Raw genomic sequence first — 25,777 nt, forward strand, 5'->3', positions numbered from 1 at the left:
TCCGGCTCCCCGCCCACCAGCGTGTGCGTCGCCTCGTCCAGCCCTCCGCGCTCCCCGAGCCACGCCGAGTTCGTCCTCGGCCTCCAGACCGCGGAGACCCGACGCATGGTCTGAACGGCCGCGCGCCCGGCCGGCTGTGCGCCCGCGTGGCACGGCCGGCCGGGCGCGCCGTGCGTCAGGAGGCGTACGCCACCTTGATCTCGAAGATCAGGAATCCGCCGTTCTGGTACAGGAAACCGTCCTGTCTGTCCCCGAGCAGCGCGCCGGGCGCCACCGTGAGGCCGGACTTCATGACGCCTGCCTCCTGCGTCTCCTTGAGCGGGACCCCGCCGTTGGCGACGCCCTTCACATGCATCCGCGCCGACCCCGGCACGTAGGTGAACCTGATGCGTCGCGGCGCCACGAAATTGCAGCTGTCCCACACGGTGATCGAGTTCTCGGCGGAGAGCAGGCCTCTGACGGCGGGGTTGTACAGGGCCTCGGGCGGCAGCAGGACGCGCGCCCTGGAGCCCTGCAGAGCGGCAGCGGGGTTGGGGTACTCCTTCCCGTCCACCACTCTGGTGTCGAATGCCGGAGTGATGTCGTTGTTGAAGAAGAAATAGCAGCGGTAGTGGTGACCGTCGTTGGCGATGACCTGGTCCGCGTAGCGCTCGTTCCCGTCCTGCTTGTCGCGGCACTGGACGAAGTTCCGTTCGTCACCGTGCACCCGGTTGTCGGTAATGGAATTGAACACGGGATACGAAGCGGGCTTCTGCATCGTGAACGTCTTGCGGCCGGGACCCCAGCCACCCGAGTTGTCTATTTTCGCTTCCGGGGACGTGGAGACGGCCGCGTGGGGCGGGGCAGTGGAGGCCGATGCGGCTGCCCCCGAGGCCCCGCCGGCCCGGGGCAGCCAGCCTTGCTGCACTCCCACCAGGGCGACGACGCACAAGCTGGCGAACATACCGACGAGAAGGGCTCCCCTGCCTCTCGCGCCCGCCCACCGGACCGAGGCGCCGGGGGGCACCACGTACTGCTTCTCGACATATGTGACCCGGCTGTTGTCGCCGAGCGCCGAGCCCTTGATGTCGCGGCCCGCGGCCACACCACCCGCCCCGGCCGACACGCCCGGTGCCGGCCGCTCCCGCTCGTCCCGGGGTACCCCGGACTTTCTGCGTCGCGGCCGGAGCGGCGGAGTCACCGCTCGCTTCCCTCGCCCAACGCGCTGTCGGTGACGTCACCGCCGGTTGCGATCCCGTCCCGGGCCGCCCTGACGTCGTCCCCCTCGCGCGCCGGTGCCGAGGCGGTGCGCGCCTGCGTGGGAGGCCCGGTCACCTTGGAGTTCTTTCCCAGCGCCGAGCCGGTGATGTCGCCGCCCACGGCGATCCCGCCGCGCCCCGCTCGCACCCTCCGGCCACCGACGGAACCCCCGCCGGCACCGCGGAAGAGCGCCAGGACCGAGACCAGCAGCGCGGCCAGACCGACGACAGCGCCCGTCACACTCGCCACCTGGCCCGCCGTGTCCAGATCCCCTGCGACAGTGAGCACGACCAGACCGACCGTCCCCGCTCCGGTCACCACTGCCGTCACCACGGCCCACCCGCGTGCTGCCCCTGCCGAAACCATCAGCGCACCGCTCCTCAGCTTCACAACCCACGCGGACCAGGTCGCGCAAGGGCGATGACATCCCGTCAACTCTACTGCCGTCAGCGGTGGTCATGAGGGTCATGACGGACTTCGGACCGACGGAAAGAGGTGGGGTCCCGCACGGCCGCGCGGCACGGGACCCCACCTCGCAGCCGACTCAGAGAAGGTGCGTCACGGCACGGATGGCCGCGTCGAACGCGGCGTGGGTGTATCCGAACGCCTCGGCGTCGGAGTTCGCGATGGCGATCCGCCCGACCGGGCGACGGGCCTTGGCGTACGGGCGCTGCGACTCGGGCTGGTACAGGGCGGGATCGTCGAGGGAGTTGTACTCGTAGGCGTACCCGTGGGCCCAGCGGTTGACGGTGATGGCGGTGATGTCGCGGGCCGGGTCGAAGCCGTGGTCGCCCAGGGAGCGGGTCATCGAGTCACGGATCTCGCGCTCGAAGTCCTCGAACGGCATCCTGATCAGGGTGCGGCGGCCCGCCTTGTGCTGCTCGCGGCAGATGAGGCCGGGCGAGCCCGGGGTCGCCGACAAGGAAACGACGGTGGGCAGTTCGGGGCGGTGCGGCATGGTGAAGTCGCCGATGTCGGTAACCGTGGGCAGGCCGAAGCTCGAGAAGAACATCGAGGGTGTGCTGACCCGGGACACGCGGGCTCGGGCGAAGGCCCGCCAGTCGCGGAGCGCGACCCGCGCGTACACCAGCGGCACCTTCGTGCCGTAGCGCATCGCCGTGACCTGTTCGGCCGGCAGCTCGGGCACGACGTACGAGGAGACGGAGTTCCAGCAGGCCATGACCACGCCCTTGGTCCGGACCCGGTAGCTGCGGCCTCCCTTGGAGTAGTCGACCACGGCGGCGTGCCTGCCGTCGTTGCGGACGTGGAAGGCCGTGCTGCCCAGCCGGATGCGGACGTGGTTGTCCCGGTCGTCGAGGCGGGAGTAGTCCGCCTTCGCGGTGACGATCTCCCGCCAGTCCGGGCGCCGTTCGTCGAAGGCCTGCGGGACGAGCTTGCTGACCAGCAGGCGGGCGAGCGAGGCGTTGCCCTCGGGGAAGTAGAAGTTGCCGTCGTCCTCGGTCTCCGCGAGGTGCATCAGCGGTGTCAGTCCGGCGCCCGGCCACGGGGTGTGTGCGAGTCCCAGACCGCCGAAGCCCGGCTGTCCGGTCGCCCACGCGTCGGCCGCGGCGACGTGGTCGACGTTCACACCCCACAGGCCGTTGGTGCCCCGCTTGACGATCTCCAGCGCGTCGTCGTCCAGGCCGAGCTTCTCGCGGAGGTAGGCCTCGTACGGGGTGCGGGCGAGGGTCTCCTTCTTCTGCGCGTCCGTCAGTCCGGGGTAGAAGTCCTCGGTCGTCGTGTAAAGGCGGACCAGTGCGGCTCGGCTTGCCTCGCTCATCGGCAGTCTGGTGGCGTACGACGCCCAGGACTCGCCCGATTCGCGGATGACCAGTTGGTCCTTGCCCCAGCGTTCGGAGTTGAACAGGGTGCCGCTGCGCAGGGAGTACGGCGCGTAGGCGTCGCCCTTGACCGTGGCTTCCAGTGCCTTCAGGTCGACGCCGAGATCCTTGGTCAGCAGATCGCGGGCGCCACGCGACCAGGTGCTCGGGGTGTCGATGTTCACGGTGCCGCCGTTGGACAGCAACTGCGTACGGCCGACGTGGAATTCGTTGCGCCGGGCGTGTCCGCCGAAGTCGTCGAGGGCGTCGAGGATGAGCACCCGCGCTCGCGGACCGGCGTGCTTGCGGTAGAGGTGGGCGGCGGCCAGACCGCTGAGGCCGCCGCCGACCACGACCAGGTCGTAGCTCTCGCGGGTATCCGATATACGGCCGGGGGCGAAGGCGCCGTCGCGTACGGCGTGCGCCACGTCGTACGCACCCGGCTGCTGGCCCCGCAGGCCGGTCGCGGTCGGCGGGTACGGCGCGCTCGGCCTGCCGTGCCCGTGTCCGTGCGAAGTGCCGGGCACCGCCTGCGCCGTACCGGGAAGCGCCATGGCCGCGGCCGCGCCGACCGCGGTGACGGCCACCCCGTCGAGGAAGTCACGGCGGGTGACCTTCCGATTGTTCATACCGAGCTCGTGATCACTGAATCTGGGCATGCGAGACCCCCACATGGATCTTCGGATTTCGGAGCAGAACCGTCTGATCGGAATGCTATACAGCTGTCAGGTGTTTTCTGAAGAACGAAATCCGTTGCGTGTGGGCCAAGTTGCTGCGAAATCAGCAGTCGGCGCGATGCGGTGAAGCCGGTCCTGCGCCCGGGGCCTCGGACCGGCTGCGGTCCCCCGGAGCCACGCCTTCGATCGGCGGCGCCACCAGGCGTCATGGCCGCGTCCCGGCCGGCCTCGGCCGGGACGCGGCCCCCTGATCAGGCGCTACGGCGTCCGCGGCGGCGCAGTGCGTACAGGGAGAGGGCTCCCGCGGCGGCCAGCGCGGCTCCGGTGCCGGCGATGAGCGGGGTCGTGGAACTGCCGCCCGTCTCCGCCAGGTTCCGGGCGTCGGCGCCGCCCTTCCCCGCGTGGCCGTCCGGCGCGGTGGGCGCGTCGGCGTCGGTGCCCTTCTCCGAGACGGGCGCTCCCTCACCGCCTTGGGGCTTCGGGTCGGGCGCGGTGGTGTTGCCCTGCTTCGACGATCCGGCCGCGGCAGGTGCGGGTACGCCACCGAGGCTGACCGAGACGGCGGCCGACCCGTTGCCGGACCGGCCGACCTCCACCCGGACCTTGTTCGCCTTGTCGGTCAACGCGGTGACCGCGTCCTCCTTGCCCTTCCCTTCGCCCGGCGTGGGGTCGATGAGACGGGAGGAGTTGTAGTTGCCCTCGGGGACCAGATACGCGTGCACACCCTCGATCGCGGCGTCGAGGTTGCCGTCCTCGGCATCGGTGTAGGAGGGGTCCTCGTGGCGGTACTCCACGACCAACCGGTCCTTGCCCAGCGGGATGTCGAGCGCCCTGACTCCACCGGCCGCACCGCCGTAGAGCGGGCTGAGGGTGAAGGTGGCGGACTTCTTCACGGTGACGGCCTGACCGCCGGGGAGCCAGGACCGGCTGATCAGCTCGGGGGCGGCGAAGCCGACGCCGACGCCACCGCCGCCCATGGGGGTCTTGCCGCTGTACCCCTCCGCACTGGCGCAGCGGCCGAGGTCGCCGCCCGGGCACTCGTCGCGCTCGTGGTGGCTGTAGCCCTGGTTGTGGCCGAACTCGTGGACCATGGCGGCCTTGCTGGTCGTGCCGTCCTCGCCGACCTGCAGCCAGGTGTTCGGACCCGGTACGGAGCCGAGTCCGGCCCAGCCGCAGTCGCTTCCGGCGCCGGGCTGCAGCACGGAGATGCTGTCGTAGTCCTCCTTCTCCGTGTAGCCGTCCGCGAGCGCGGCCTCCCTGGCGGCCTTGTTCACGGCTCCGGCGTCGCACGGGTTCTGCGGCAGGTCGAGTTCGTACGGTCCGACGACTTCGTCCTCGGCGGCCGGGACATACGTGAAGGCTCCCTGGGAGACCTTGGTGTAGTACCCCGCGATCGACTGGGAACCGCCGAAGTACTCCTTCCTGGCGTCCTGTTTGACCGCCTCGGCGTCGGCGTGCTTGGCGTCCTTGAAGTCGACCACGACCACGAGTACCCGGTTCCTGGCCGGGGCCTCGTCGGCGGCATGGGCCGGGGCGGCGGGGCCGACCGCGGCGAGCACGGCGGCCGTTGCCGCGGCGGTGGCGAGTCCCGTACGGGCGCGCTTGTACATGGGGGGTCCTTGGGATCGGTGGAACATTGCGGGGAGGGGGAGTGTGCGCGCACTCCCCCGTCCCGCTGCTTTGCCGATCCTTTACCGAAGCCGCCGTGGCGGAGGCTTCGAAGTCAGTACGCGGCGGCGCCGTCAGCCGGCGGCAGCCCGGCGAGACGGCCGTCGAACAGGGCGCCGTCGTAGCGGAAGCCGAACGAGGGCGAGGCGTAGTAGTGGTGGTTGGTGCCGATGTCCGTCGTGTGCTCCAGACCGTCGGCCGCGTGCGCCCAGTCGTTCAGCCCCAGGTACATCCGGTCGCCCCGCTGGATGAACCGCGCCTCGCCGGAGCCGTCCGGCGCGTAGAGACCCCACAGCTGTCCGGCGTCGGCGGAGGAGCAGTTCGTCTGGACGACCGGGGCGTCGTCGGTCTCGGTGCCCTGGTTGGACAGGCACATCCCGGTCCCGGTGTTGCGTATCTGCACCCGCCCGTCGTCACCCGGGCGCAGCAGATCCCACATCTGACGGCGGCTCCCCCGGCAGGGCGCCTCCCGCGCCTGGACGCCTGCGGCCGTGCTGCCGCCGGGGATCTCCATGCACCTGCCGGTGGAGGCGAGCCTGAGCCTGGTGCGGTCCTCCGCTTTCGGCAGCCACGCGGTCGGGGACGGTGGGGCCGGCGCGGAAGGGGAGGCACTCACGGTGGCACGTGGGGACTTCGTGGCCGGGCTGCTGGGGACACGGGGGGCGGGTGGCACCGGGGCGGCCTCTGCGGAGCGCACAGGGGCTTTCGGGGTGTCCTCTGCGCCGTCCAGGAGGAGCAGGCCACCGCCCAGCAGGGCGGACGCGGTGACCACGGCGGCGCCCAGCAGGGCGCCCTTGCCTCCCGCGGTGGAGGCGGCGGCCGCCGTCGCACCACCCGCCGAACCCGCTGCCGCGCCACCGGCAGCCGCCCCGAACTGGGCCTGGAAGTAGGCGTGGCCGCCCCACAGCAGCAGACCTGCCGGCAGCACGGCTCCGAGCCGGCCGTCCAGGTGGGTGAGTTCGGCGAGCGCCCGCCTGCAGCCCTCGCACCCGTCCAGGTGCCGGCCCAGCCGCCGGTCACGCCGGGACCCGCCGCGACGGACCGCCGCGGCGAGCAGCGGACCGTGGCGCCGGCACTCCTCGCTCCGGCTGCCGGTCTCGGCGTGCGCACGGAGATACGCCTCTCGCAGCCCCTCTCGGGCCCTCGCGGTGAGCGAGGTGACCCCGCTGGGGCTCAGGCCCAGCAGTACACCGATCCGTTCGGCGGACTCGCCCTCCACGACGCTGTGCCACAGGGCCGCCTGCCAGCGCTCGGGCAGGACGCGGAAGCCGCGAACGATCATGTCCCGGTCCTCCCGCGCGATCACCCGCTCCTCTCCGTCGGCGTACTCCACGACCCCAATGTCCGGACCGGGCGCCTCCTGCTCGGCAAGCCACTGCTCGAAGTCCTCCTTCAGCTCGGTCCGTCGCGCGGTGGCCGCCCACTCCCCCGCGGTGTGCCGCACCACGGCGAGCAGGTAGGGCCGCCAGGCGTCCTCCGGCCCGCTGCCCGACCGCACCGCGTGCAGGACACGGGCGAACACCTCGGAGGCGAGGTCCTCGGCGGTGTGGGGATCGCGCGCGAAGGTGCGGGCATAGCCGAGGACGGCCGAGTGGTGGCGCTCGTACAGCTCAGCGGCGGCTGCCGTGTTCCCCGACTGTCTGACCCGTAGCCCCAGCTCCCGGTCCGGGCACCCGGCAGCGGGCGTCGTGGGATCCGTGCGGGTGTGCCGCGCGTGCATTCCAGTCATGCGAAGACCTCGTCCGGGGCGTTGGTCCGCCGCAAGGCCGCAGTACCGGTCGGACTGCCGCCTCCTGTGGCGGGGCTTGCTGGGTTCGGGCGTGTTCGGGGGCAGGCCGGCCTCCCCGTCGTCGTGGTTCGACGAACGGGAGACCTGTCCGCACAGAGGGAGACGCATGGCGGCCGGCCGGATATCGGAAAACGAGCGGCCCGTGGGAAACGAGGCGCGGAGGAGACTCCTCGCGGTGCGGGCTCCGGCACCCTCAGGACGCCCTCAGCACACCCCTGGCATCCCTGACGCACGCGCGCGGTCGGCCATGAGCGCTGCTCTCACCTCGGTACGAGATTTCCGGCGCGCTTGTACGTGCGTATCAGGAGGGCCGTCTGGACTTCTCGTACGCCCTGCAGCCCCGAGAACGCCCGGGCATGGAAGTCGTGCATGTCGGCGGTCGTGGCGTGGCTGCTGTAGCCGAGGACGTTGTCCCTTCCCGTGGTGACGACGAGGTGCCGGACGGAGGGCTCGGCGGCCAGGTGGCGCAGCGCCGCGTCGAGGTGGACGTGCTCGACGCGGAGCTGGAAGCGCGATTCGACCGGATAGCCGAGTACCCCCGGTTCCGCGAACAGACGCAGGTGGAAGACGTGCGAGGCCATGAGCCGGTTGAGCCGTCGGCGTACCGTGGACTCGCCCAGGTTCAGCCGGGTCGCCAGGCTGGTCGTCGGCATGCGCGCGTCCTCGGCGAGCAGGGCCGCGAGCTCCCGGTCGACGTCGTCCACGCGGGTCCCGGTGACGGGCTGCCGCCCCTCCATCGCCAGCCGGCGCATGCGCGTCGGTCCGGACCGGTACGGCGCCCAGTCGACCGCGGTGAGGAGCAGCCGGAGCACCAGGGCGGAGTGGATGTCGAGGACTCCCGGCATGGTGCCGATCGTCCGGTCCACGAGTGCGATGAGCTCGTTCTCGTCGGCGGCCGTCATCTCCGCGAGGACCACCAGGTCGCCCGTGGCGACCTCGACGGAGCGGCTGTCGGGCCGCGCGGCGATGGTTCGGGCGACCTCCTCCAGACGGCCGGGGGCGCAGCGCACGGCCAGTTCGACGACCAGGTCGTCCCCCAGGTATTCGCTCACCAGCCCGCCGATGAACCTCACCTGTCCGGTCCTGAGCATGCGCTCCAGGCGGCGGGCGACGGTGCGCTCGTGCAGGCCGACGTGGGCGCCGACGTCGGCGAAGGAGGCGCGCGGGCTCTGCGCGAGGAACCGCAGCACCGCCAGATCCTGGGCGTCGAAGGGCGACTGCCCGGCCGGGTCGGATTCCGCCACGCGTTCCCCTCGATTGCCCGATTCCGCCATCTGATTCCGGGATACGCCTGCTTCGCGCATTCTCGGAGGCACCTCTTGCCTGGTTTCGGTGGTGACCCGCACATTACCGGACAGCATCATTCAGCCGACATCCGGCCGTCCGCAGAGGTGGAGCCCATGCCCGACGCAGTAGTCAGACCTGCGCGCAAGATCGCCCCGAAGACTCCACCGACATCCGTCTCCGCCGTGGCCGTCCTGGTCTCGATCGTGCTCGTCGAGCTCTCCAGCGGCATCACCCAGGGCTTCCTGTCGCCGGTCCTGCGCAGCCTGACCGACGTGCTGCACGTCACCGCCGCCGACCTGAACTGGATCAGCATCGCGAACCTGATGGCCAGCGTCGCGTTCACACCGCTGCTCGCCCGCCTCGGTGACCTCCACGGCCACCGCCGCGTCCTGCGCTGGAACATCGCCGTCGTCCTGGCCGGCTCGGTGGTCGTCGGCATGGCCGGATCGTTCCGCGTCCTCATGGCCGGCCAGGTGCTCCAGGGAGCCTTCGCGGGCTTCTTCCCGCTGTTGGTCGGCATCCTGCGCAATCGCGGGAGCGCCGCCGAGAGCCGGCGAGCCATCGGCACGATGGTGGCGGCGCTGGTGGGCGGCATCTGTGTCGGTGGCGTGGCCAGCGGCCTGGTGGCCCACTACGTCGACACCCCGACCGCGGCGCTGTGGGTGCCCACGGCGGCGGTGGGCATCGCCTTCCTTGTCACCTGGCCCCTGCTGCCCGAGACGACGGAACGTCCCGGCGGCCGCCTCGACCTGCGCGGTGGCTTCCTCCTGTGCGCCGGCCTCGTGGCGATCATGTGCGGCCTCGGCCAGGGAGGCATGCCGGGCTGGGAGTGGAGCTCCGGCCGGACCCTGGGCTGTCTGGTCGGTGGTGCGCTGATGATGGCCCTGTGGGCCCTGGCGGAGACGCGCACCGTGGACCCGATGATCGATGTCCGTCTGTTCCGGCGCCGGAACGTGACGGTCGTCGCGATCGTGACGACGACGTTCTCGTTCTGCATGATCGGCCTGCAGGTCGCCGGGGCGATCTTCATGGGCACACCGCGGGACATGGGCTACGGGCTCGGCCTGACCCCGTTGCAGATCGCCTTCGCGATGATTCCCGCGCTCGCCGCGACCGGCCTCGCCGCGACGGCCGCACCGGCGCTGGCCGCACGGATCGGCGACCGTGCCACGCTCGTCGCCGGTTCGCTGCTGATGGCCGCGGGTTACGTGCTCACCCTCGCCCTGCACGGTTCGGTCACCCCTTACCTGATCTGCCAGACGGTGGCCGGTCTCGGCGCAGGACTGCTCCAGCAGGCCACCCGGACGCTGGCCGTCGAGTCGGTCCCCAAGGAACAGACGGCCGTCGGCTCCGGCATCAACGAACTGCTCATCAACGTCGGCGGTTCGCTCGGTGCGGCCTGCGTGCTCGCCGTCACGGCCGCAGCCACCCCGGCCGGCGCCGCACTGCCCCACTACTCGGCGTACGCGACCTGCTGGGCGGTGTGCGTCGCGGCGTCCCTGGCCGGGGCCGCGACCGCCCTGCTCTACCGGCCCGGCACCCGCACCGCCTGACCATCCCCGAGGAAGGACCCCCCGTGAATCAACACGCCTTGCGCGAGCACACCCGTGCCACCGTCGCCCGCCGCCGCGACGACGTCATCGCCCTCAGCCACAGCCTCCACGCCGAACCCGAACTCGCCTACGAGGAGCACAGGTCGGCCCGGAAGATCGCCGATCTCACCGAAGCCGCCGGCTTCGACGTGCGGCGCGGTGCCTACGGTCTGGACACGGCCTTCGAGGCCGTCGCCGGAAGCGGCGACCTCGTCATCGCGCTCACGGCCGAGTACGACGCGCTGCCGGGCATCGGACACGCCTGCGGGCACAACGTGAACGGCGCCGCCGCCGTCACCGCCGCCCTCGCCCTGGCGCCGTTGGCCGACGAACTCGGCCTGACCGTCAAACTGCTGGGCACCCCGGCGGAGGAGTACGGCGGCGGCAAGGTCGACCTGCTGAACGCGGGGGCCTTCGACGATGTCGCCGCCGCCATGATGGTGCACGCCGCACCGGTGGACGGCGTGGGCATGACGTCCCTCGCCATCGGGAGCTGGAAGGTGCGCTACACCGGCCGCGCCGCCCACGCAGCCGCCATGCCGCACCGGGGCATCAACGCGGCGGACGCCATGCTCGTCGCCCAGGTGGCGATCAGCGCGTACCGGCAGCAGATGATCCCGGACGGAATCGTGCACGGCATCGTCACCGGCGGCGGTGAGGCGCCCAACGTCATCCCGGCCCAGGTGACCGCCGACTACGACTGCCGGGCCGCCACCGCCGAGGATCTCGCCGAACTGCAGGCACGGATCCGGGCCTGCTTCGAGGCCGGTGCCCACGCCACCGGCGCCGAACTCGCCCTGGAAGCGGTCGGGAACGACTACGCCGACCTGCGGCAGGACCTGGCCGTCTCGGCCGCCTACCGGGATGCGATGGCGGGCCTCGGCCGCCCCATCTCCGACACCCCGGACTCCATGCGTGCCGGGTCGACCGACATGGGCAACGTGTCCCACCTCGTCCCGACCATCCACCCCTCGATCGGCTACGACTGCGGCGACACGATCATGCACAACCCCGAGTTCACCCGCTACGGCACGAGCCCCGGGGCGGACCGGGCCGTCCTCGACGGCGGACTGGCCATGGCCTGGACGGCGCTCGCCCTGGCCACGGACCAGGACCACCGCACCAGTCTGCTGACCCGGCTCGCCGAACGGCCCGGGACCGCCCGCGGCTGAGCCCGGTGTGATCCCCGGAAACCGGCACCGCAGGCGCTCCGCGCGTGCGGTGCCGGTTTCCGCAGTGAAGACGCCTCCCACCTTGACGACTCCTTGATCCGAACGAAAGGGCGTGACCGCTCCACTCGCTCTACGATCGTCGCGTGAAGGCGGACAGACTGCGTGACGATCTGGCAGGGCAGCTAAGGCAGTTGCGTGATCTGACCGGACGGAGCCTGCGTGACCTCGCACGCGAGATCCACGTCAGCAGCTCCTCGCTGTCGCGCTACTTCTCCGGCCAGGCCGTCCCGCCCTGGTCGACGGTGGTCGCTCTGTGCAAGGCGGCCGGTCGCGACCCCAGGCAACTGCACGAGGTCTGGGGGCGCGCCAAGGACACCCCCCATGCGAGCGCCGCTGTCACTCCGTCCGTACGCAACGACCTGCCCCACGACGTCACTGCCTTCACCGGGCGCGGGCAGGAGCTGGCCGCGCTCCTCGACGCCCCGCGGAACACGACGATGGTGGCGATCGACGGAATGGGCGGCGTGGGCAAGACCGCCCTGGCGGTACACGGCGCGCATCTGCTGACCGCGGCCTTCCCCAGCGCCCAGCTCCACCTGGATCTGCACGGATTCACTCCGGGCCGCGAGCCGGTCGAACCCTCCGAGGCGCTGCGTGTGCTGCTCGCCGCGCTCGGGCTGCCACCCGGCAGGATCCCTGACGGAGTGGCCGAGCGGGCCGCGCTGTGGCGGTCGGAGCTGGCGACGCGGCGCGCGATCGTCCTGCTGGACAACGCCGCCGACGCCGATCAGGTGCGCGATCTGCTGCCGGGTGCGGGCCGGAGCTTCTTCGTGATCACCAGCCGTCGGCGGATGGTGGAGCTCGACGGTGTTCAGCCCATCTCGCTGGACGTCCTGCCCGCCCGGGAGGCGGCGGACCTGTTCCTCACATCCGCGGGCGGGGACCGGCCCGGTGATGTCGGAGAGGTACTGCGCCGGTGCGGAAACCTTCCCCTGGCGATCCGGGTGGCCGCCGCCCGCCTGCGCCACCGGCCCGCGTGGACGCTCGACACCCTGGTGGAACGGCTGCGCGAGGGCGAGCTGGCGGTGTCCGACGTGTTCGAGATGTCCTTGCGGCAACTCGACTCCGCGCAGCGGCGCATGTTCGGACTGCTGGGGCTCGTGCCGGGCGAGGACATCGACGCGTACGGCGCCGCGGCCCTGGCCGGGATCCCGCTGGCCAACGCCCGTTCGCTGCTGGAGGACCTGGTCGACGTCCATCTGCTGCAGGAACCGGCCGCGGGCCGGTACCGGATGCACGACCTCCTGCGGCAGTCCGCCCGCGCCGAGGAATCGGCGGCGGACCCGGGACCGGCGATGGCCCGGCTGGGCGACTACTACCTGGGCGGCATGCTGGCCGCGGCGGAGGTGATCGAGCTGGTCGTCGTCCCCGTGCGGGTCATCGTCTCGCACCACGCTCCCGCGCTTCCCGGCTTCTCCCATGACGGCGCCCTCGACTGGCTGGACGCCGAGTGGGGCAACATCGTCGCCACGTTCAGACTCACCGTGGAGCTGCGGATCGACGCGACGGCGGTCGGGCTCGGCCAGTTCGCCTTCGTGATCTCGCTCGGGCGCCGCGGGGGCATGGCGCAGGTGTGCGACGGGCTCGCGGCCAGTCTCCCCGCCGCCGAGGCGCTCGGCGAGCGCCGGATGCTCGCCTCCCACCGGTACCTGCTGGGTGCCGCCCTGCTCCGGGTGGGCCGGCCGGCGGACGCGGTTCCCGAGCTGGAGACGGCTCGTGTGCTGATGGCGTCGGAGGGCGACGTCGTCGGCCAGGCGCTGGCTCTCGAACAGCTGGCGGAGGTCCGTCTCTACGCCGATGACGCCGAGGGCGCCCTGGAACTCCTGCGCCGGGCGACGGGGCTGGTGCCACCCCGGCAGGCAGTGGTCCGTGTGTACATAGGTGTGCGGCTCGGGCGGGCTCTCCTGCTGCTGGGAGAGCCCGCCGAGGCCCACGAGGCCGTCTCCGGGCTGCTGGGGACCGCGCGCGGGCTGGACCGGCAGAAGGAGCGCATGTGCCTGGACGTGCTCGGCCGGGCGGCACTCGGCCTGGGTGACGCCCGGACGGCCCTCGACCTGGCCGAGCGGGCCGTGGCGATCAACCGGGAGACGCGCTATCCGGTCTTCGAGGCCATCAGCCGGACGGATGCCGCCGTGGCCCTGCGCCACCTCGGCGCCGTCGACGAGGCGACGACCGCGCACGCCGAGGCGCTGCTGATCCTCGAAGAGGCGGGCGAGCCGCACCGCATGGTGCGCAGTCTTCTCCTGTACGCGGAGGCGTGCCTGGTCACCGGCGACCGGGAGGCGGCGGCACGCCGGTTCCGGGTGGCGCTGGAGATCGCCACCACGCAGGGGGTCACCTATCTGGAACCGGCGGCACGTGCGGGGCTGGCCCGGGTCTCCTGATCCTGTCCCAGCGGTGGAGCAGCTGTCCCGTCCCGTCCCGGGACACCCGCGAGGCAGCCGTCCGCCGACTTCGCGGCGCAGGTCAGACGGCTGCCGTGAAGGCGTCCCCCGTCCCGGGTGTTGCGGCACGGATTGCCCGGGACGGGCCGCAGCGCCGAGGGTCTGTGCCATGCACTCGACGCCTTCCCTGCTCGACGGACTGGACGCGCTTCCCGCTCGATGGGAAGTGCAGGGGACACTCGCCGCGCCCGTCGCGGCAGTCGCCGAACTGCTGCTCGTGGTCCGCGAGGGGCGCGTGGGCGACGACAACCTGCTGGTGCTGGCCCGGGCTTCGGCTGCCCGGAAGGGGGCGATGACCGTCGTGGCCGGGTCGGCCGCCGGCACCTACCGCGCCGAACTCGCAGGACCCGTGGAACCCGTGGCGATCCAGGTGGACCGGGACCGGTCCAGGATCGCGGTGCAGAGCTGGTACGCCGGAGTGCACACCGTCACCGCCTGTCCGGCGGGCACCCGGGTGACCCACGGTGTCCACCGGGTCCTCCCCCACCATCCGGGGTTCGCGGCCGGCATCGCCGAGCTGGGCCTGCGTACCCGCATGTCACGCGATCTGCGGCAGGTACTCGCCGTGATCGCCGACCGGCTCGGCTGCTGACCGCCCCGGCGCCCGCCAAGTCCCTTCACCCCAGGCTGATTCGCCCTCGGGTGACCCGAACCGATCGCCCCGGCCCCGGTGTTCCGGGCCCGGCTGCGAACACACCGCATCCGCCATCCGCGTTCGATCCAAGGAGTACACAGCGATGCCCAACGCCATCGACGACCGGCACAACGGGTTTTCCAAGACAGGACTGCAACGCGTGCGCGACGTGCTGGCACGGCATGTCGAGTCCGGGAAGGTGCCGGGCCTCGTCGCGCTGTTCAGCCGGGGCGCCGAGACACATGTCGAGACGCTCGGGACGATGCGCCACGACGGTGGCGAGCCGATGCGCCGCGACACGGTCTTCCGCATGGCCTCGACCTCCAAGCCGGTCGCGGTCGCGGCGGCGATGGTCCTGCTCGACGAGTGCAGGCTGCGGCTGGACGACACCGTGCAGGAGTGGCTGCCCGAACTCGCCGACAGACAGGTGCTCAAGCGGATCGACGGCCCGCTGGACGAGACCGTTCCGGCGCGGCGGCCGATCACCGTGCGGGACGTGCTGACCTCCACGTTCGGGATCGGCATGGATATGACGTCACTGGGCACGCCCGTCATGGGCGCGATCTTCGAGAAGGGGCTGACGCCCAATCTGCCGGAGCCTATGCCCGGTCCTGACGAGTGGCTGCGCCGCCTGGGCGAACTGCCGCTGATGCACCAGCCCGGCGAGCGCTGGCAGTACCAGATCGCCAGCGATCTGCTGGGTGTGCTCGTGGCCCGGGTGACGGGCCAGTCGTACGGCGCGTTCCTGCAGGAGCGCGTCTTCGGCCCGCTGGGGATGAAGGACACCGGGTTCCATGTGCCGGCCGACCAGATGCACCGGCTGCCGCCGCTGTACGCCCCCGACCCGCAGACCGGCGAGTTCCACGTATGGGACGAGGCGGAAGGGGGACGCCACAGCGCGCCTCCGGCCTTCGAGGGTGGCGGCGGTGGCCTGAACTCGACCGCCGACGACTACCACGCGTACTTCCGGATGCTGCTCAGCGGCGGGATGCACGGGAACGAGAGGATCCTGTCCCGGGCCGCCGTCGAGCTGATGACCACCAACCGCCTCACCCCCGGACAGCAGGCCGCCCGGCATCAGCTGGCCACCGACAACGTCCACATCTCCTTCGGCCAGGGCCAGCACGGCGGCTGGGGCTTCGGGATGGCGGTACGCACCTACCGCGGTGACTACGCGCCCATCGGCCAGTTCGGCTGGGACGGCGGAAGCGGCACCTCGACGTACGCCGACCCGGCCAACGGGCTGACCGGCATCCTGCTCACCCAGGTCGGGGCGTCCGTGCCGGATCCGATCCATCTGATGCACGACTTCTGGACCACGCTCTACCAGGCACTCGACGACTGACGGCGAACCGGCGCAGCGCCCCCTTGAGAGCGCCGGGGGCCGGGCGCCACCGTCACGGTGGGCGGCACTCCCTCGGGTGTGCCGCCCACCGTGACGTGGTTCCACCGCCGTACGCAGGCTCTTCGGCAACCCGCCGCCCACCGGCATGCCGATGAGCGAGGCGCGGCCCGTGGCCCACGCGCTGCTGTGTGCGGGGGCCGTCATCGGCGTCTTCATGGCGGTCGCCCTGTCGCGCTTCCGCCGGATCACGCTCGGCTGAGGCGTCGGGGACGTCCGTCAGGGATCGGGCGGCCCCTCTCAGGGGCAGCAGTGCCCCGAAGGGCGTACGTCCGCGCCGCAGGATCGGAAGGGGCTCAATAGCGAGACGAGCCGAGGTTCACCTGATGCCCGACGATGCTCATCTCCACGCCGTTCTCGGTGGCGCGGGCCGCGGTGAAGCCGGCGCCGTTCGGAAGGCCGACCGTCCACACCATGTTGGCCCCCTCGACGCCGGGAAGGTTCAGGGTGAGCTCTCGGCCTTGCGCGAGAAGCGTCCCGACGCCGTTCACCGCCCTCTCGCCGGTGCCCGCGATCTTGACGTGTGCCGCCTGGCCGCTCGATCCAGATGCTTGCGAGACCGTCAGCGGGCCGGCACCTGCCAGCCGTGTCACCACCCCGGACAGTTCCTTGTAGGAAAGGGTCAGGGTGCCGGTGGCCAGGTTCGCTTCGGCTCTGCGCGCGGACAGCGAGGTCACCGTCACATCGTTCAGATCGAGGTGGAGGCGTTCGATGTGCAGATAGCCGCCCCGTGCGTTGGTCGTGCTGTCGACGTAGAACATGCCCGCGTCCAGGGTGACGTGATGAAGGGTGCCGCCGGCTACCTGGGTGAGGAACGGAAAGCCCTTGATGGCCAGGTCCAGATGGCCGTCGGTGGTGTTCCCGTATCCGTACTTCTCCTTCGCGAGCTGAGCGACCTCCTTGTCCGCGTAGTGCACCGCCACCCGGTCGGCCAAGGTGAAGAGCACAGCGAGCACGACCACCGTGATGGCCAGGACCTTCACCCATCTACGACTCACAGCACTTCCCCCATACGCTCAACCATTCGATTTCGGCGTCGTGATCATGCGCCGTGCGCTGCGCGCCGAAGGGATTCTTTGCGAAGGGATTGCCTCACCGAACAAGATCCGTGACCTGCGTCATGACGGTCGGAAAGCCCTCGGTGCACCGCGCGGCACGCGGCGGGCATCCGACGAGGTGGCCGAGCCGTGGGGCGACCCGGCTCAGCCGGTGCGTACCGCCATCAGCAGCCCGCTCGCCCAGGCCATGCGGACGGACCGGAAGTCCTCGCGTCCCTCCAGTTCGGTCAGCAGGCGCCTTACGGCGACTTCATGGCTCTCCGGCCAACCGGGCTGGGGGAAGAGGTCGTCGATCAGATAGGTGCCGCCGGGGGCCACCAGTTCCAGGACCCGGTCGAGGTGCGTGAACTTGCCCGGCCAGGTGTCCGCGAAGACCAGGTCGAACGGCTCTCCGTCGTACGCCTCCAGCCAGTCACCACCGTCCATGGTCGCGAATGTCACCCGTGGATCGGAGCCCAACTGCGCGCGTGCGACCGCCTGGACGTCGGGGTCGAGTTCCACGGTGACGAGACCGGAGGCTCCGTCCATCCCGCTCAGCAGCCAGGCGGTGCCCTCGCCCACGCCGGTGCCGAGTTCGAGAATCCGGCCGCCGGGCCGGGCAGCCGCAAGCGCGGCCAACAGGCCGCCGGTGCGTTCCTCGCAGGACATGAGGAAGCCCGTCTCACGCGCTGCGGCACGCAGCCTGCGCAAGGTGGCCGGCAACTGGCTCGGTGTGTCGTCCATCCCGGAATGATGCGAGCGCCAACTCCTCGCGCACAAACGGGATTTCCTCGTCCCGGCTGTCGTCACGCACTCGACGCCCGCCCCCCGACGCGCGTCGGCTCAGGGCGCGGTGGCTTCCCACGCCGCCTCGATCATCCGGAAGACCTCGTCCACCGTGGCCTCGGGGTCGTCCGCCCGGCAGGCCAGCGCGTAGGCGTCGATGGTGAATCGCGCGGTCGCCCGGCAGGCGGTCACGCTCCGGGACAGGCCGGGATCGGCGGCCAACGCCGCCGCCAGCGCCTGCGCGTGACGCAGGCCCATCGAATCCTCGTACTCCTGCAAGGCGGGTGATCCCTCGATCATGCGCCGGACGGGGGCGCTGCCCTCCGCCGTGCAGTGCCGCACGAGAGCCTGGACCTCGCGGTGCAGCGCCGGGACGGGCGACTCGTGCGCAGGGCGGTCGGTCACCGCCCGTGTGAGGCGCTGCTCGAAGTCCGGGTCACGCTCGAACACCAGCGCCTCCTTCGAGGCGAAGTGGGCGAAGACGGTGGTGACGGCCACGTCGGCCTCGGTCGCGACGTCACGGATGCCCACGGCTTCGTAGCCGTGCTCCAGGAAAAGGCTCAGCGCGGTGTGAGCGATCTTCTGACGGGTCGCAGCCTTCTTGCGTTCGCGGCGTCCGGAGGGCTCGATCATGACGATGACACTACCAGCTATGAATAGCTAACCGTTGCGAAACACTAACGGTTAGGACTATCGTCGACCGCATGAGGAAAATCAGCTTTGCCGAGTTCGGCGGTCCCGAGGTCCTGCGACTGGTGGAGGCCGAGGAGCCCCAAGCACCCCCCGGTCGGATACGCATCTCCGTACGGGCGGCGGGGGTCAACCCGGTCGACTGGAGGATCCGGGAGGGCCAGGTCCTGGGAGCCCATCCGGTCGAACTGCCCGCCGGGGTCGGGCTGGACGCCGCCGGGGTGGTGGACGAGGTCGGCGAGGGCGTCGACGGAGTCGAGGTCGGCGACCGGGTGTTCGGCGAAGGCGCCGACACGTACGCCGAGTTCGCCGTGCTGTCGGCCTGGGCCCGGATGCCCGAGGGACTGCCCTTCGAGGAGGCGGCAGGGTATCCGTCGGTGGTGGAGACCGCGGTGCGCATCATCCGCGAGGTGGGCGTGCGGCCCCGGCAGACGCTGCTGGTCAGCGGCGCGTCCGGCGGCGTCGGGTCGGCGGTGCTGCAGATCGCCCGTGCGCGCGGCATCACGGTGATCGGCACGGCCGGGGCGGCGAACCAGGACTACCTGCGCGGCCTGGGCGCCCTCGCCACGACCTACGACGAGGGGTGGGTCGAACGGGTGCGGCACCTGGGCCGGGTCGACGCGGCCCTCGACCTGGCCGGCTCGGGCGTGATCCGCGAACTCGTCGAACTGACCGGGGACCCGCGCAAGGTCGTCTCCATCGCCGACCTCGGTGCGCCGCGGCTGGGCGTCCGGTTCTCCGGCGTGGCGGGGAGCGTTCCGGACGCGCTCGCCGAGGCCGTCGACCTCATCTCGCGGGGGGAGCTCCACATCCCGGTCGAGAAGTCGTACGCGCTCAGCGAGGCAGCGGCGGCTCACGCCGACAGCCGCGCAGGCCACACCCGGGGGCGCCGGGTCCTGGTCATCGGAGTCACGGCCTGTGCGGCGTCCCGCGCCGACGACTGATCACCGGAGAAGGGGTCTGACAGCTGCCGATCGAGAACGGCGTCGATCGAGGGGACGGGGACGTTGACAGGCAGGAGATCGTTGTCGGACATCGGCCAGGGCTCATCGCGTCCGAGACTGCCCCCGCCGATCAGGCCATGGACGCCGGGGACGGCGCCGACACCTCGGCCGCCTCGCCGATCCGGTCCTCGACCAGTTGCCTCCGGCGAGGCGTAGGCGTCATGGATCAGGGACTCCTTCGGTTTCACGGCTGATTGAGCGGCGGCCGACGACGGCACAGCAGAGGCGGCCGTCGACACCGGCCCGCGAGATGACCTCGCCCAGCTGGGGCGCCGGTTCCCGCCCGATCCGGGTCCCGCTCCGTACGCTTCGGGCATGATTTCCGAAATGTCCATCTCTTGGGACGGCAGGCCCGAGGTGGAATCCCGACTGTCGGCAGAGATGTTCGAGTCCGTCGGGGCACCGGTGCCCGATCTGACCGACGAGGCGCCCCGGCCCCGGACGATCGGCTCGGCGGTGGCCCGTCGCGACGGTGTGTTGCTCGGATGGGGCTGGGTGTTCGAGGACGAACAGGGCGGGGACGGGGCCGCGCGCGTGCAGGCCCTGTACGTTCCGCGCGAGGTCCGCCGCATCACCAACGGCGGCTACGATCTGCTCGCGCCGCCGGGCGAGGAGTTCATCATGGTCGAGGGCCTCTGCCGACAGGCCGCCCGGGCAGCCCAGCGGGCCGGATACGAGTTCCTGCGCTGGAGCGGCGCGGACACCGGCCCCGAGGGACGTGCCGCGACCGCTCTGCTCGCCCGCACGCAGGGCGAATACGCCCGCACCTGGAGCACCGACCCGGCCACCTGGCGGGCCCCTGTCGGGTTGCCCGATGTTCTCGTGCGGCTGATCCCTGGGCCCGATCTCACGCTGGCGACGTCGGAGGCAGATGTCTCCGCCCGCGTCGAGGGAACCATGGCCTACATCAACGCCGCGGAATCGATCCACCACCGGAACGCCGGCCTGCACACCCTCGCCGCTGTCATCTCGGCACTCGTCACCCGTCTGCAACGCGACCACCCCCACGTCACCGAACTGAACATCTTCGAGTTCCAGGAAGCCACCGCACTACGCCAGGCGCTGACCCTCGCCGGCCTGCACGTCTCCTCGGCCCACCACGAATTCGAGCTTCCCCTCGGCCAGTCGTAGCAGCTCGGGCCCGTGCGAGACGGCCACGGAGGCGGCGCTCACCCCGGTCGGCGTCGGGCGCACGATCGCGCATCTCACACCCTGCCGGCTCGTCGCCGGGCTGCTCGCTGTCGCGTTTCCGACGTAGTGCCGCGAGACCGTTCGTGCTAGCTGCGGAGTGTGACTGCCGCGGGGAAGCCGCCCGTCCTGCCCGACTGCCCCGCAACAGTACGGCTGTGCCCCGCTTCTGCCGACCCTCGGCTCACCCGCCCCGAGCGGGAGACCGATCCGGCCGCTCTCCGGGACGCACCCTCGATCGCGGCTCAATCCTGCGGGTACCCGGACAAACATCGGGCGCACGCGATCATCGTATCGAGTTAATGTCACCGATTTCCCTTGGTCCGGGGCCGGGGGCGGCCCTTAGGGTTCTCGTGGATCTGGGCGGATTCCCGTCCCTACAACCCTTTTTCCTCCTCTTGCCCGGCGGCGTCCGCATACGCACGTCGCCGTCCTGACCAAGGAGAGCTTGTCCCGATGACTGTTGAACCGAGTTCGGACGTACGACTGGAACTGCCCCAGCAGTCCAGTCTGGGCACGGCGGCTGCCCGCAACCTCGCCACCACGACCAAGTCCGCCCCGCAGATGCAGGAGATCACCTCCCGCTGGCTGCTGCGGATGCTGCCCTGGGTGGAGACCAAGGGCGGCGCCTACCGGGTGAACCGCCGCCTGACGTACACCGTCGGCGACGGAGTCGTCGAGTTCGTCCAGGACGGTGCCGGAGTCCGGGTGATCCCGCGGGAACTCGGCGAACTGGCCCTGCTGCGCGGCTTCGACGACGTGGAGGTGCTGACCGCCCTAGCCGATCGGTGCGTCCAGCGGGACTTCCGTACGGGAGAGACGCTGGTCGAGCGCGGGGCGCCCGCGGACGAGCTCCATCTGATCGCTCACGGGCGCATCGGCCAGACCACGGTCGGCAATTACGGCGACGAGGTCGTTCTGGACGTGCTCGCCGACGGCGACCGGTTCGGGGAGAACGCGCTGCTGGACGAGGAAGCGCGGTGGGAGCAGACCGCCACCGCCGAGACCTCGGGCACTCTGCTCACGCTGTCGCGCGCCGACTTCGCCGCCGTGCTCTCCACGGCGCCGGCTCTCAGGGAGCACGTCGAATCGTTCGCATCGCATTCCCGCCAGCGGCAGAACCATCGCGGTGAGGCGGAGATCGCGATGTCGGCCGGCCACGTCGGGGAGCAGGAACTCCCGGGCGCGTTCGCCGACTACGAGCTGAATCCGCGCGAGTACGAACTCTCGGTCGCCCAGACCATTCTGCGTATCCACACCAGGGTCGCCGACCTCTACAACGGGCCGATGAACCAGACCGAGGAACAGCTCAGGCTCACCGTCGAGGCGCTGCGCGAGCGCCAGGAGCACGAGCTGATCAACAACAGGGAGTTCGGCCTTCTCCACAACGCCGACTTCAAGCAGCGCATCCAGCCCCACTCCGGCCCGCCGACCCCGGACGACATGGACGAACTGCTCTGCCGCCGCCGGGGCTCCAAGTTCTTCCTCGCGCACCCCCGGACGATCGCGGCGCTGGGGCGTGAGTTCAACGCACGCGGGCTGTATCCGGACCACGTCGATCTCGGCGGCCAGCAGGTGCCCGCGTGGCGCGGGGTTCCCATCCTCCCCTGCAACAAGATCCCGATCACGAAGGAGAAGACGAGCTCGATCCTCGTGATGCGTACCGGTGAGGCGAACCAGGGCGTCATCGGGCTGCATCAGACCGGGCTCCCGGACGAGTACGAACCGGGCCTGTCGGTGCGCTTCATGGGCGTCGACGAGAAGGCGATCACGTCCTACCTCGTCAGCACCTACTACTCCGCCGCCATCCTCGTGCCGGACGCGGTCGGGGTGCTGGAGAACGTCCAGATCGCGCGCTGGCCCAAGTAGCGGATCCGGCCCGCCGAGACATGTGTGACGCCCTCGAAGCCGCCCGGCAACGTCCGCATGTGCCCGGTGGGCTTCGGAACAGCCGCCCACCCACCGAGGAGTCATGGATGCCCGCGCCTGAGCTGACACCGCCGCAATCGAACCTGCCGGAGGCCGCTTCCCGCTTCGGGGCGCACGTGCTGTCCGACGCCGCGAGCCGGGCCCGCGACATCAAGGCCGCGACCGGCGGCCCGGTCGGCCTGCCTCTTCCGCCCGCACCGCCGGCGGTCCCGCCACCCGCGCCCGCTGCTTCCGCCACCCCGCCCGCCGGGGTGGCGGGGAGGGGCACCGGTCTGGAACGGATCCTGCGCGGCCCCAGCGGTCTGGGAACGGCGGGGCTCCGTCTCTTCCGGCGGGAGGAGCCGCCGACGCCTTCGGAGCCGGCCGTGGACACGGCGGATGGCCGGCCGGTCCCGGGCCTGTACTACCACCCGATCCCCGAGCCCGACCCGGTGCGGGTCGAGGAGGTCAGCCGACGGATCAAGGCCTGGGCGCTGGACGAGGTCGCCCTGTATCCGGAGGAGTGGGAGGACCAGTTCGACGGCTTCTCCGTGGGGCGGTACATGGTCGGCTGTCATCCGGACGCGCCCAGCATCGACCATCTGATGCTCGCCACCCGGCTGATGGTCGCGGAGAACGCCGTGGACGACTGCTACTGCGAGGACCACGGCGGGTCGCCCGTCGGTCTTGGCGAGCGCCTGCTGCTGGCGCACACCGCCCTGGACCCCCTGTACACGGCGAAGGAGTACCAGCCGCAGTGGACGGAGTCGCTCCGCGCGGACGCGCCCCGGCGCGCGTACCGCTCGGCCATGGAGTACTTCGTCCGGGCGGCGGGCCCATCCCAGGCCGACCGGCTGCGGCACGACATGGCGCGGCTGCACATGGGGTACCTCGCCGAAGCGGCCTGGGCCCAGCAGGACCACGTACCGGAGGTGTGGGAGTACCTGGCGATGCGCCAGTTCAACAACTTCCGCCCCTGCCCCACCATCACGGACACCGTCGGCGGGTACGAACTGCCCGCGGACCTGCATGCCCGGGCGGACATGCAGAAGGTCATCGCTCTCGCGGGAAACGCGACGACGATCGTGAACGACCTGTACTCGTACACCAAGGAACTCGACTCCCCCGGCCAGCACCTGAACCTTCCCGTCGTGATCGCGAAACGGGAGGGCCTTTCCGACCGGGACGCGTATCTGAAATCGGTCGAGGTCCACAACGAGCTCATGCACGACTTCGAGACCGAGGCAGCGGCGCTTGCCGTCGCCTGCCCGGTACCCGGTGTGCAGCGCTTCCTGCGGGGAGTGGCCGCCTGGGTGGACGGCAACCACCACTGGCACCGGTCCAACACCTATCGCTACAGCCTGCCCGACTTCTGGTAAGAGAATGGAATCATCTGTGACGCACACCGAACTCACCTCCACCGCCCTGCGCATTCCCGGCCCGACGACCCCGTACCAGGGAGACATCGCCCGCTACTGGGACGGGGAGGCCAGGCCCGTGAACCTGCGCCTCGGCGATGTCGACGGCCTTTACCACCACCACTACGGCATCGGTGAGGTCGACCACTCGGCGCTCGGCGACACCGAGGACAGCGCGAGCGAGAAGCGGCTGATCGCCGAGCTCCACCGGCTGGAGTCGGCCCAGGCCGATGTCCTGCTGGGGCACCTCGGTGACATCGGGAGCGACGACACACTGGTGGACGCCGGCTGCGGCCGCGGCGGTTCGATGGTGATGGCCCACCAGCGCTTCGGGTGCAAGGTCGAAGGTGTCACGCTGTCGGCCAAGCAGGCCGATTTCGCCAACACCCGCGCCCGGGAACTGCGCATCCAGGACCGCGTCCGGGCCCGTGTCTGCAACATGCTCGCCACGCCCTTCGAAACCGGGTCGGCGGCCGCGTCGTGGAACAACGAGTCGAGCATGTACGTCGACCTGGACGACCTCTTCGCCGAACACTCCCGTGTCCTCTCGGTCGGCGGCCGCTACGTGACCATCACCGGCTGCTGGAATCCGCGGTACGGCCAGCCCTCGAAGTGGGTCTCGCAGATCAACGCGCACTTCGAGTGCAACATCCACTCGCGCCGGGAGTACCTGCGGGCCATGGCCGACAACCGGCTCGTGCCGCAGGCCGTCATCGATCTCACTCCCGACACCCTGCCCTACTGGGAGCTGCGGGCCACGTCGTCGCTGGTGACGGGCATCGAGGACGCGTTCATCAACTCCTACAGGGACGGTTCCTTCCAGTACCTCCTGATCGCCGCCGACCGGGTCTGACCCGCGGCCGGACCGGATACTGCGGAGTCTTCCCGCAGAAACACGACACAGGATGTCGGGTTTCCGGTCGAGTATGTCGAGCATGGTGACACCGGTCGGCGTCGACGACGGACGCCGGCCGGGCCAAGCTCTGACAGACAAGGAACTCCATGGGTAACACGCCTCGAACATCGGCACCGGACCTCCACGGGAAGATCGCGCTCGTCGCGGGGGCCACCCGGGGAGCCGGGCGCGGCATCGCGGTCCGGTTGGGGGCCGCGGGCGCGACGGTCTACGTCACCGGGCGCACGACGCGGGAGCGGCGCGCGGAGTACGACCGGCCCGAGACGATCGAGGAGACCGCGGAGCGCGTCACCGCCGCGGGCGGAACCGGCATCGCCGTGCCGACCGATCACCTGGTGCCCGAGGAGGTCCGCGCACTGGCCGCGCGCATCGACGCCGAGCAGGGCCGGCTCGATGTTCTCGTCAACGACATCTGGGGCGGCGAGAAGCTGTTCGCGTTCGACGAACCGGTGTGGGAGCACGATCTGGACAAGGGGCTGCGCCTGCTCCGGCTGGGCGTGGAGACCCACGCGATCACCAGTCACTTCGTGCTGCCGCTGCTGATCCGCCGGCCGGGCGGGCTGGTGGTCGAGATGACCGACGGAACGGCGGCGTACAACGCCGGGCGTTACCGCAACTCGTACTTCTACGACCTGGTCAAGAACAGTGTGCTGCGCATGGCGTTCGTGCTCGCGCACGAACTGAAGGAGCACGGCGGGACGGCTGTGGCGCTGACTCCGGGCTGGCTTCGCTCCGAGATGATGCTCGACGCGTTCGGCGTCGCGGAGGACAACTGGCGCGACGCGCTTGCCAAGGTGCCGCTGTTCGCCATTTCGGAGAGCCCTGCCTACGTCGGACGGGCGGTGGCAGCGCTGGCCGGCGACGCCGACGTCGCGCGCCGCAACGGCGAGTCGCTCTCCAGCGGTCAACTCGCGCAGGAGTACGGCTTCACCGACCTCGACGGTTCGCGCCCGGACTGCTGGCCCTTCCTGATCGCGTCCGAGAACACCGACGAGCCGGTGGACCCGGCCTCCTACCGGTAAGGGGCACCGCTCGCCCGTCCGACG

The 25,777-nt window shown here is 70.9% G+C and carries 19 protein-coding genes and 2 pseudogenes; 11 read left to right on the forward strand and 10 right to left on the reverse strand.

Annotation, left to right across the window (positions count from 1 at the left end):
* Window positions 1-175: 175 nt before the first annotated feature.
* The 7 genes and pseudogenes from OG521_01250 to OG521_01280 all read right to left on the reverse strand — a co-directional run bounded on the left by OG521_01250 (window position 176) and on the right by OG521_01280 (window position 8,437).
* A complete protein-coding gene (locus OG521_01250) occupies window positions 176-1,180 on the reverse strand; it encodes a hypothetical protein (GenBank protein ID WUW19479.1) in 1,005 nt (334 codons plus the stop codon).
* Window positions 1,177-1,605, reverse strand: coding sequence for a hypothetical protein (locus tag OG521_01255; protein ID WUW19480.1), 429 nt, complete (start codon window positions 1,603-1,605; stop codon window positions 1,177-1,179). The genes OG521_01250 and OG521_01255 overlap by 4 nt, the downstream gene beginning before the upstream one ends.
* A gap of 178 nt (window positions 1,606-1,783) precedes the next feature.
* Entirely contained in the window at window positions 1,784-3,688 is a 1,905-nt protein-coding gene (locus OG521_01260; protein ID WUW19481.1) for an NAD(P)/FAD-dependent oxidoreductase, read from the reverse strand.
* A 299-nt stretch (window positions 3,689-3,987) separates the two neighbouring features.
* Window positions 3,988-4,110: pseudogene (locus tag OG521_01265) on the reverse strand (LPXTG cell wall anchor domain-containing protein).
* 534 nt (window positions 4,111-4,644) lie between these two features.
* Window positions 4,645-5,346 (reverse strand): annotated as a pseudogene (locus tag OG521_01270) (hypothetical protein).
* Between the two features lie 113 nt (window positions 5,347-5,459).
* Window positions 5,460-7,133: a sigma-70 family RNA polymerase sigma factor gene (locus OG521_01275; GenBank protein ID WUW19482.1), complete on the reverse strand. Its 1,674-nt coding sequence runs from the start codon at window positions 7,131-7,133 to the stop codon at window positions 5,460-5,462.
* Between the two features lie 320 nt (window positions 7,134-7,453).
* Entirely contained in the window at window positions 7,454-8,437 is a 984-nt protein-coding gene (locus tag OG521_01280; protein WUW19483.1) for an Lrp/AsnC family transcriptional regulator, read from the reverse strand.
* 156 nt (window positions 8,438-8,593) lie between these two features.
* On the opposite strand from OG521_01280, the gene OG521_01285 reads away from it, so the two are divergent.
* The 5 genes from OG521_01285 to OG521_01305 all read left to right on the forward strand — a co-directional run bounded on the left by OG521_01285 (window position 8,594) and on the right by OG521_01305 (window position 15,727).
* Window positions 8,594-10,033, forward strand: a complete 1,440-nt coding sequence (locus tag OG521_01285) for an MFS transporter (protein ID WUW19484.1) — start codon at window positions 8,594-8,596, stop codon at window positions 10,031-10,033.
* A 23-nt stretch (window positions 10,034-10,056) separates the two neighbouring features.
* The gene (locus OG521_01290) at window positions 10,057-11,244 is read left to right on the forward strand and encodes an amidohydrolase (GenBank protein WUW19485.1); all 1,188 of its coding nucleotides are present in this window, start codon (window positions 10,057-10,059) and stop codon (window positions 11,242-11,244) included.
* Window positions 11,245-11,387: 143 nt separating this feature from the next.
* Window positions 11,388-13,688 carry a helix-turn-helix domain-containing protein gene (locus OG521_01295; protein ID WUW19486.1) on the forward strand — a complete coding sequence of 767 codons (2,301 nt, stop codon included), beginning with the start codon at window positions 11,388-11,390 and terminating at the stop codon, window positions 13,686-13,688.
* Window positions 13,689-13,857: 169 nt separating this feature from the next.
* The gene (locus OG521_01300; protein WUW19487.1) at window positions 13,858-14,340 is read left to right on the forward strand and encodes a hypothetical protein; all 483 of its coding nucleotides are present in this window, start codon (window positions 13,858-13,860) and stop codon (window positions 14,338-14,340) included.
* 145 nt (window positions 14,341-14,485) lie between these two features.
* The gene (locus tag OG521_01305; GenBank protein ID WUW19488.1) at window positions 14,486-15,727 is read left to right on the forward strand and encodes a beta-lactamase family protein; all 1,242 of its coding nucleotides are present in this window, start codon (window positions 14,486-14,488) and stop codon (window positions 15,725-15,727) included.
* Between the two features lie 353 nt (window positions 15,728-16,080).
* Here OG521_01305 and OG521_01310 read toward each other — a convergent pair whose 3' ends face one another.
* The 3 genes from OG521_01310 to OG521_01320 form a co-directional block, all read right to left on the reverse strand.
* Window positions 16,081-16,782, reverse strand: coding sequence for a DUF2993 domain-containing protein (locus OG521_01310; GenBank protein WUW19489.1), 702 nt, complete (start codon window positions 16,780-16,782; stop codon window positions 16,081-16,083).
* A 204-nt stretch (window positions 16,783-16,986) separates the two neighbouring features.
* Complete coding sequence (locus OG521_01315) at window positions 16,987-17,565, reverse strand: class I SAM-dependent methyltransferase (protein WUW19490.1); 579 nt, start codon at window positions 17,563-17,565, stop codon at window positions 16,987-16,989.
* A 99-nt stretch (window positions 17,566-17,664) separates the two neighbouring features.
* Window positions 17,665-18,240: a TetR/AcrR family transcriptional regulator gene (locus tag OG521_01320; protein ID WUW19491.1), complete on the reverse strand. Its 576-nt coding sequence runs from the start codon at window positions 18,238-18,240 to the stop codon at window positions 17,665-17,667.
* A 71-nt stretch (window positions 18,241-18,311) separates the two neighbouring features.
* Between OG521_01320 and OG521_01325 the strand changes: the two genes are divergently transcribed.
* The 6 genes from OG521_01325 to OG521_01350 all read left to right on the forward strand — a co-directional run bounded on the left by OG521_01325 (window position 18,312) and on the right by OG521_01350 (window position 25,753).
* Complete coding sequence (locus OG521_01325) at window positions 18,312-19,241, forward strand: NADP-dependent oxidoreductase (GenBank protein WUW19492.1); 930 nt, start codon at window positions 18,312-18,314, stop codon at window positions 19,239-19,241.
* Window positions 19,242-19,628: 387 nt separating this feature from the next.
* On the forward strand, window positions 19,629-20,432 hold the full coding sequence (locus OG521_01330; GenBank protein WUW19493.1) for a hypothetical protein: 804 nt from the start codon (window positions 19,629-19,631) through the stop codon (window positions 20,430-20,432).
* Window positions 20,433-20,945: 513 nt separating this feature from the next.
* Window positions 20,946-22,358 carry a family 2B encapsulin nanocompartment shell protein gene (locus tag OG521_01335; protein ID WUW19494.1) on the forward strand — a complete coding sequence of 471 codons (1,413 nt, stop codon included), beginning with the start codon at window positions 20,946-20,948 and terminating at the stop codon, window positions 22,356-22,358.
* Between the two features lie 107 nt (window positions 22,359-22,465).
* Window positions 22,466-23,776, forward strand: a complete 1,311-nt coding sequence (locus tag OG521_01340) for a family 2 encapsulin nanocompartment cargo protein terpene cyclase (protein ID WUW19495.1) — start codon at window positions 22,466-22,468, stop codon at window positions 23,774-23,776.
* 16 nt (window positions 23,777-23,792) lie between these two features.
* Window positions 23,793-24,668 (forward strand): methyltransferase domain-containing protein, encoded by an 876-nt coding sequence (locus OG521_01345; GenBank protein WUW19496.1) that lies wholly within the window; start codon window positions 23,793-23,795, stop codon window positions 24,666-24,668.
* Between the two features lie 149 nt (window positions 24,669-24,817).
* Complete coding sequence (locus tag OG521_01350; GenBank protein WUW19497.1) at window positions 24,818-25,753, forward strand: SDR family oxidoreductase; 936 nt, start codon at window positions 24,818-24,820, stop codon at window positions 25,751-25,753.
* The last annotated feature ends 24 nt before the right edge of the window (window positions 25,754-25,777 follow it).

The organism is Streptomyces sp. NBC_01463 (genome assembly GCA_036227345.1).
Taxonomy (GTDB): Bacteria; Actinomycetota; Actinomycetes; order Streptomycetales; family Streptomycetaceae; genus Streptomyces.

Bases quoted from the DNA above. Each gene is read 5' to 3' on its own strand.
- OG521_01300 (WUW19487.1), top strand. From the start codon at position 13,858: ATGCACTCGACGCCTTCCCTGCTCGACGGACTGGACGCGCTTCCCGCT.
- OG521_01320 (WUW19491.1), bottom strand. From the start codon at position 18,240: ATGATCGAGCCCTCCGGACGCCGCGAACGCAAGAAGGCTGCGACCCGT.
- OG521_01260 (WUW19481.1), bottom strand. From the start codon at position 3,688: ATGAACAATCGGAAGGTCACCCGCCGTGACTTCCTCGACGGGGTGGCC.
- OG521_01315 (WUW19490.1), bottom strand. From the start codon at position 17,565: ATGGACGACACACCGAGCCAGTTGCCGGCCACCTTGCGCAGGCTGCGT.
- OG521_01285 (WUW19484.1), top strand. From the start codon at position 8,594: ATGCCCGACGCAGTAGTCAGACCTGCGCGCAAGATCGCCCCGAAGACT.
- OG521_01340 (WUW19495.1), top strand. From the start codon at position 22,466: ATGCCCGCGCCTGAGCTGACACCGCCGCAATCGAACCTGCCGGAGGCC.
- OG521_01350 (WUW19497.1), top strand. From the start codon at position 24,818: ATGGGTAACACGCCTCGAACATCGGCACCGGACCTCCACGGGAAGATC.
- OG521_01255 (WUW19480.1), bottom strand. From the start codon at position 1,605: ATGGTTTCGGCAGGGGCAGCACGCGGGTGGGCCGTGGTGACGGCAGTG.
- OG521_01275 (WUW19482.1), bottom strand. From the start codon at position 7,133: ATGACTGGAATGCACGCGCGGCACACCCGCACGGATCCCACGACGCCC.
- OG521_01330 (WUW19493.1), top strand. From the start codon at position 19,629: ATGTCCATCTCTTGGGACGGCAGGCCCGAGGTGGAATCCCGACTGTCG.
- OG521_01325 (WUW19492.1), top strand. From the start codon at position 18,312: ATGAGGAAAATCAGCTTTGCCGAGTTCGGCGGTCCCGAGGTCCTGCGA.
- OG521_01335 (WUW19494.1), top strand. From the start codon at position 20,946: ATGACTGTTGAACCGAGTTCGGACGTACGACTGGAACTGCCCCAGCAG.
- OG521_01305 (WUW19488.1), top strand. From the start codon at position 14,486: ATGCCCAACGCCATCGACGACCGGCACAACGGGTTTTCCAAGACAGGA.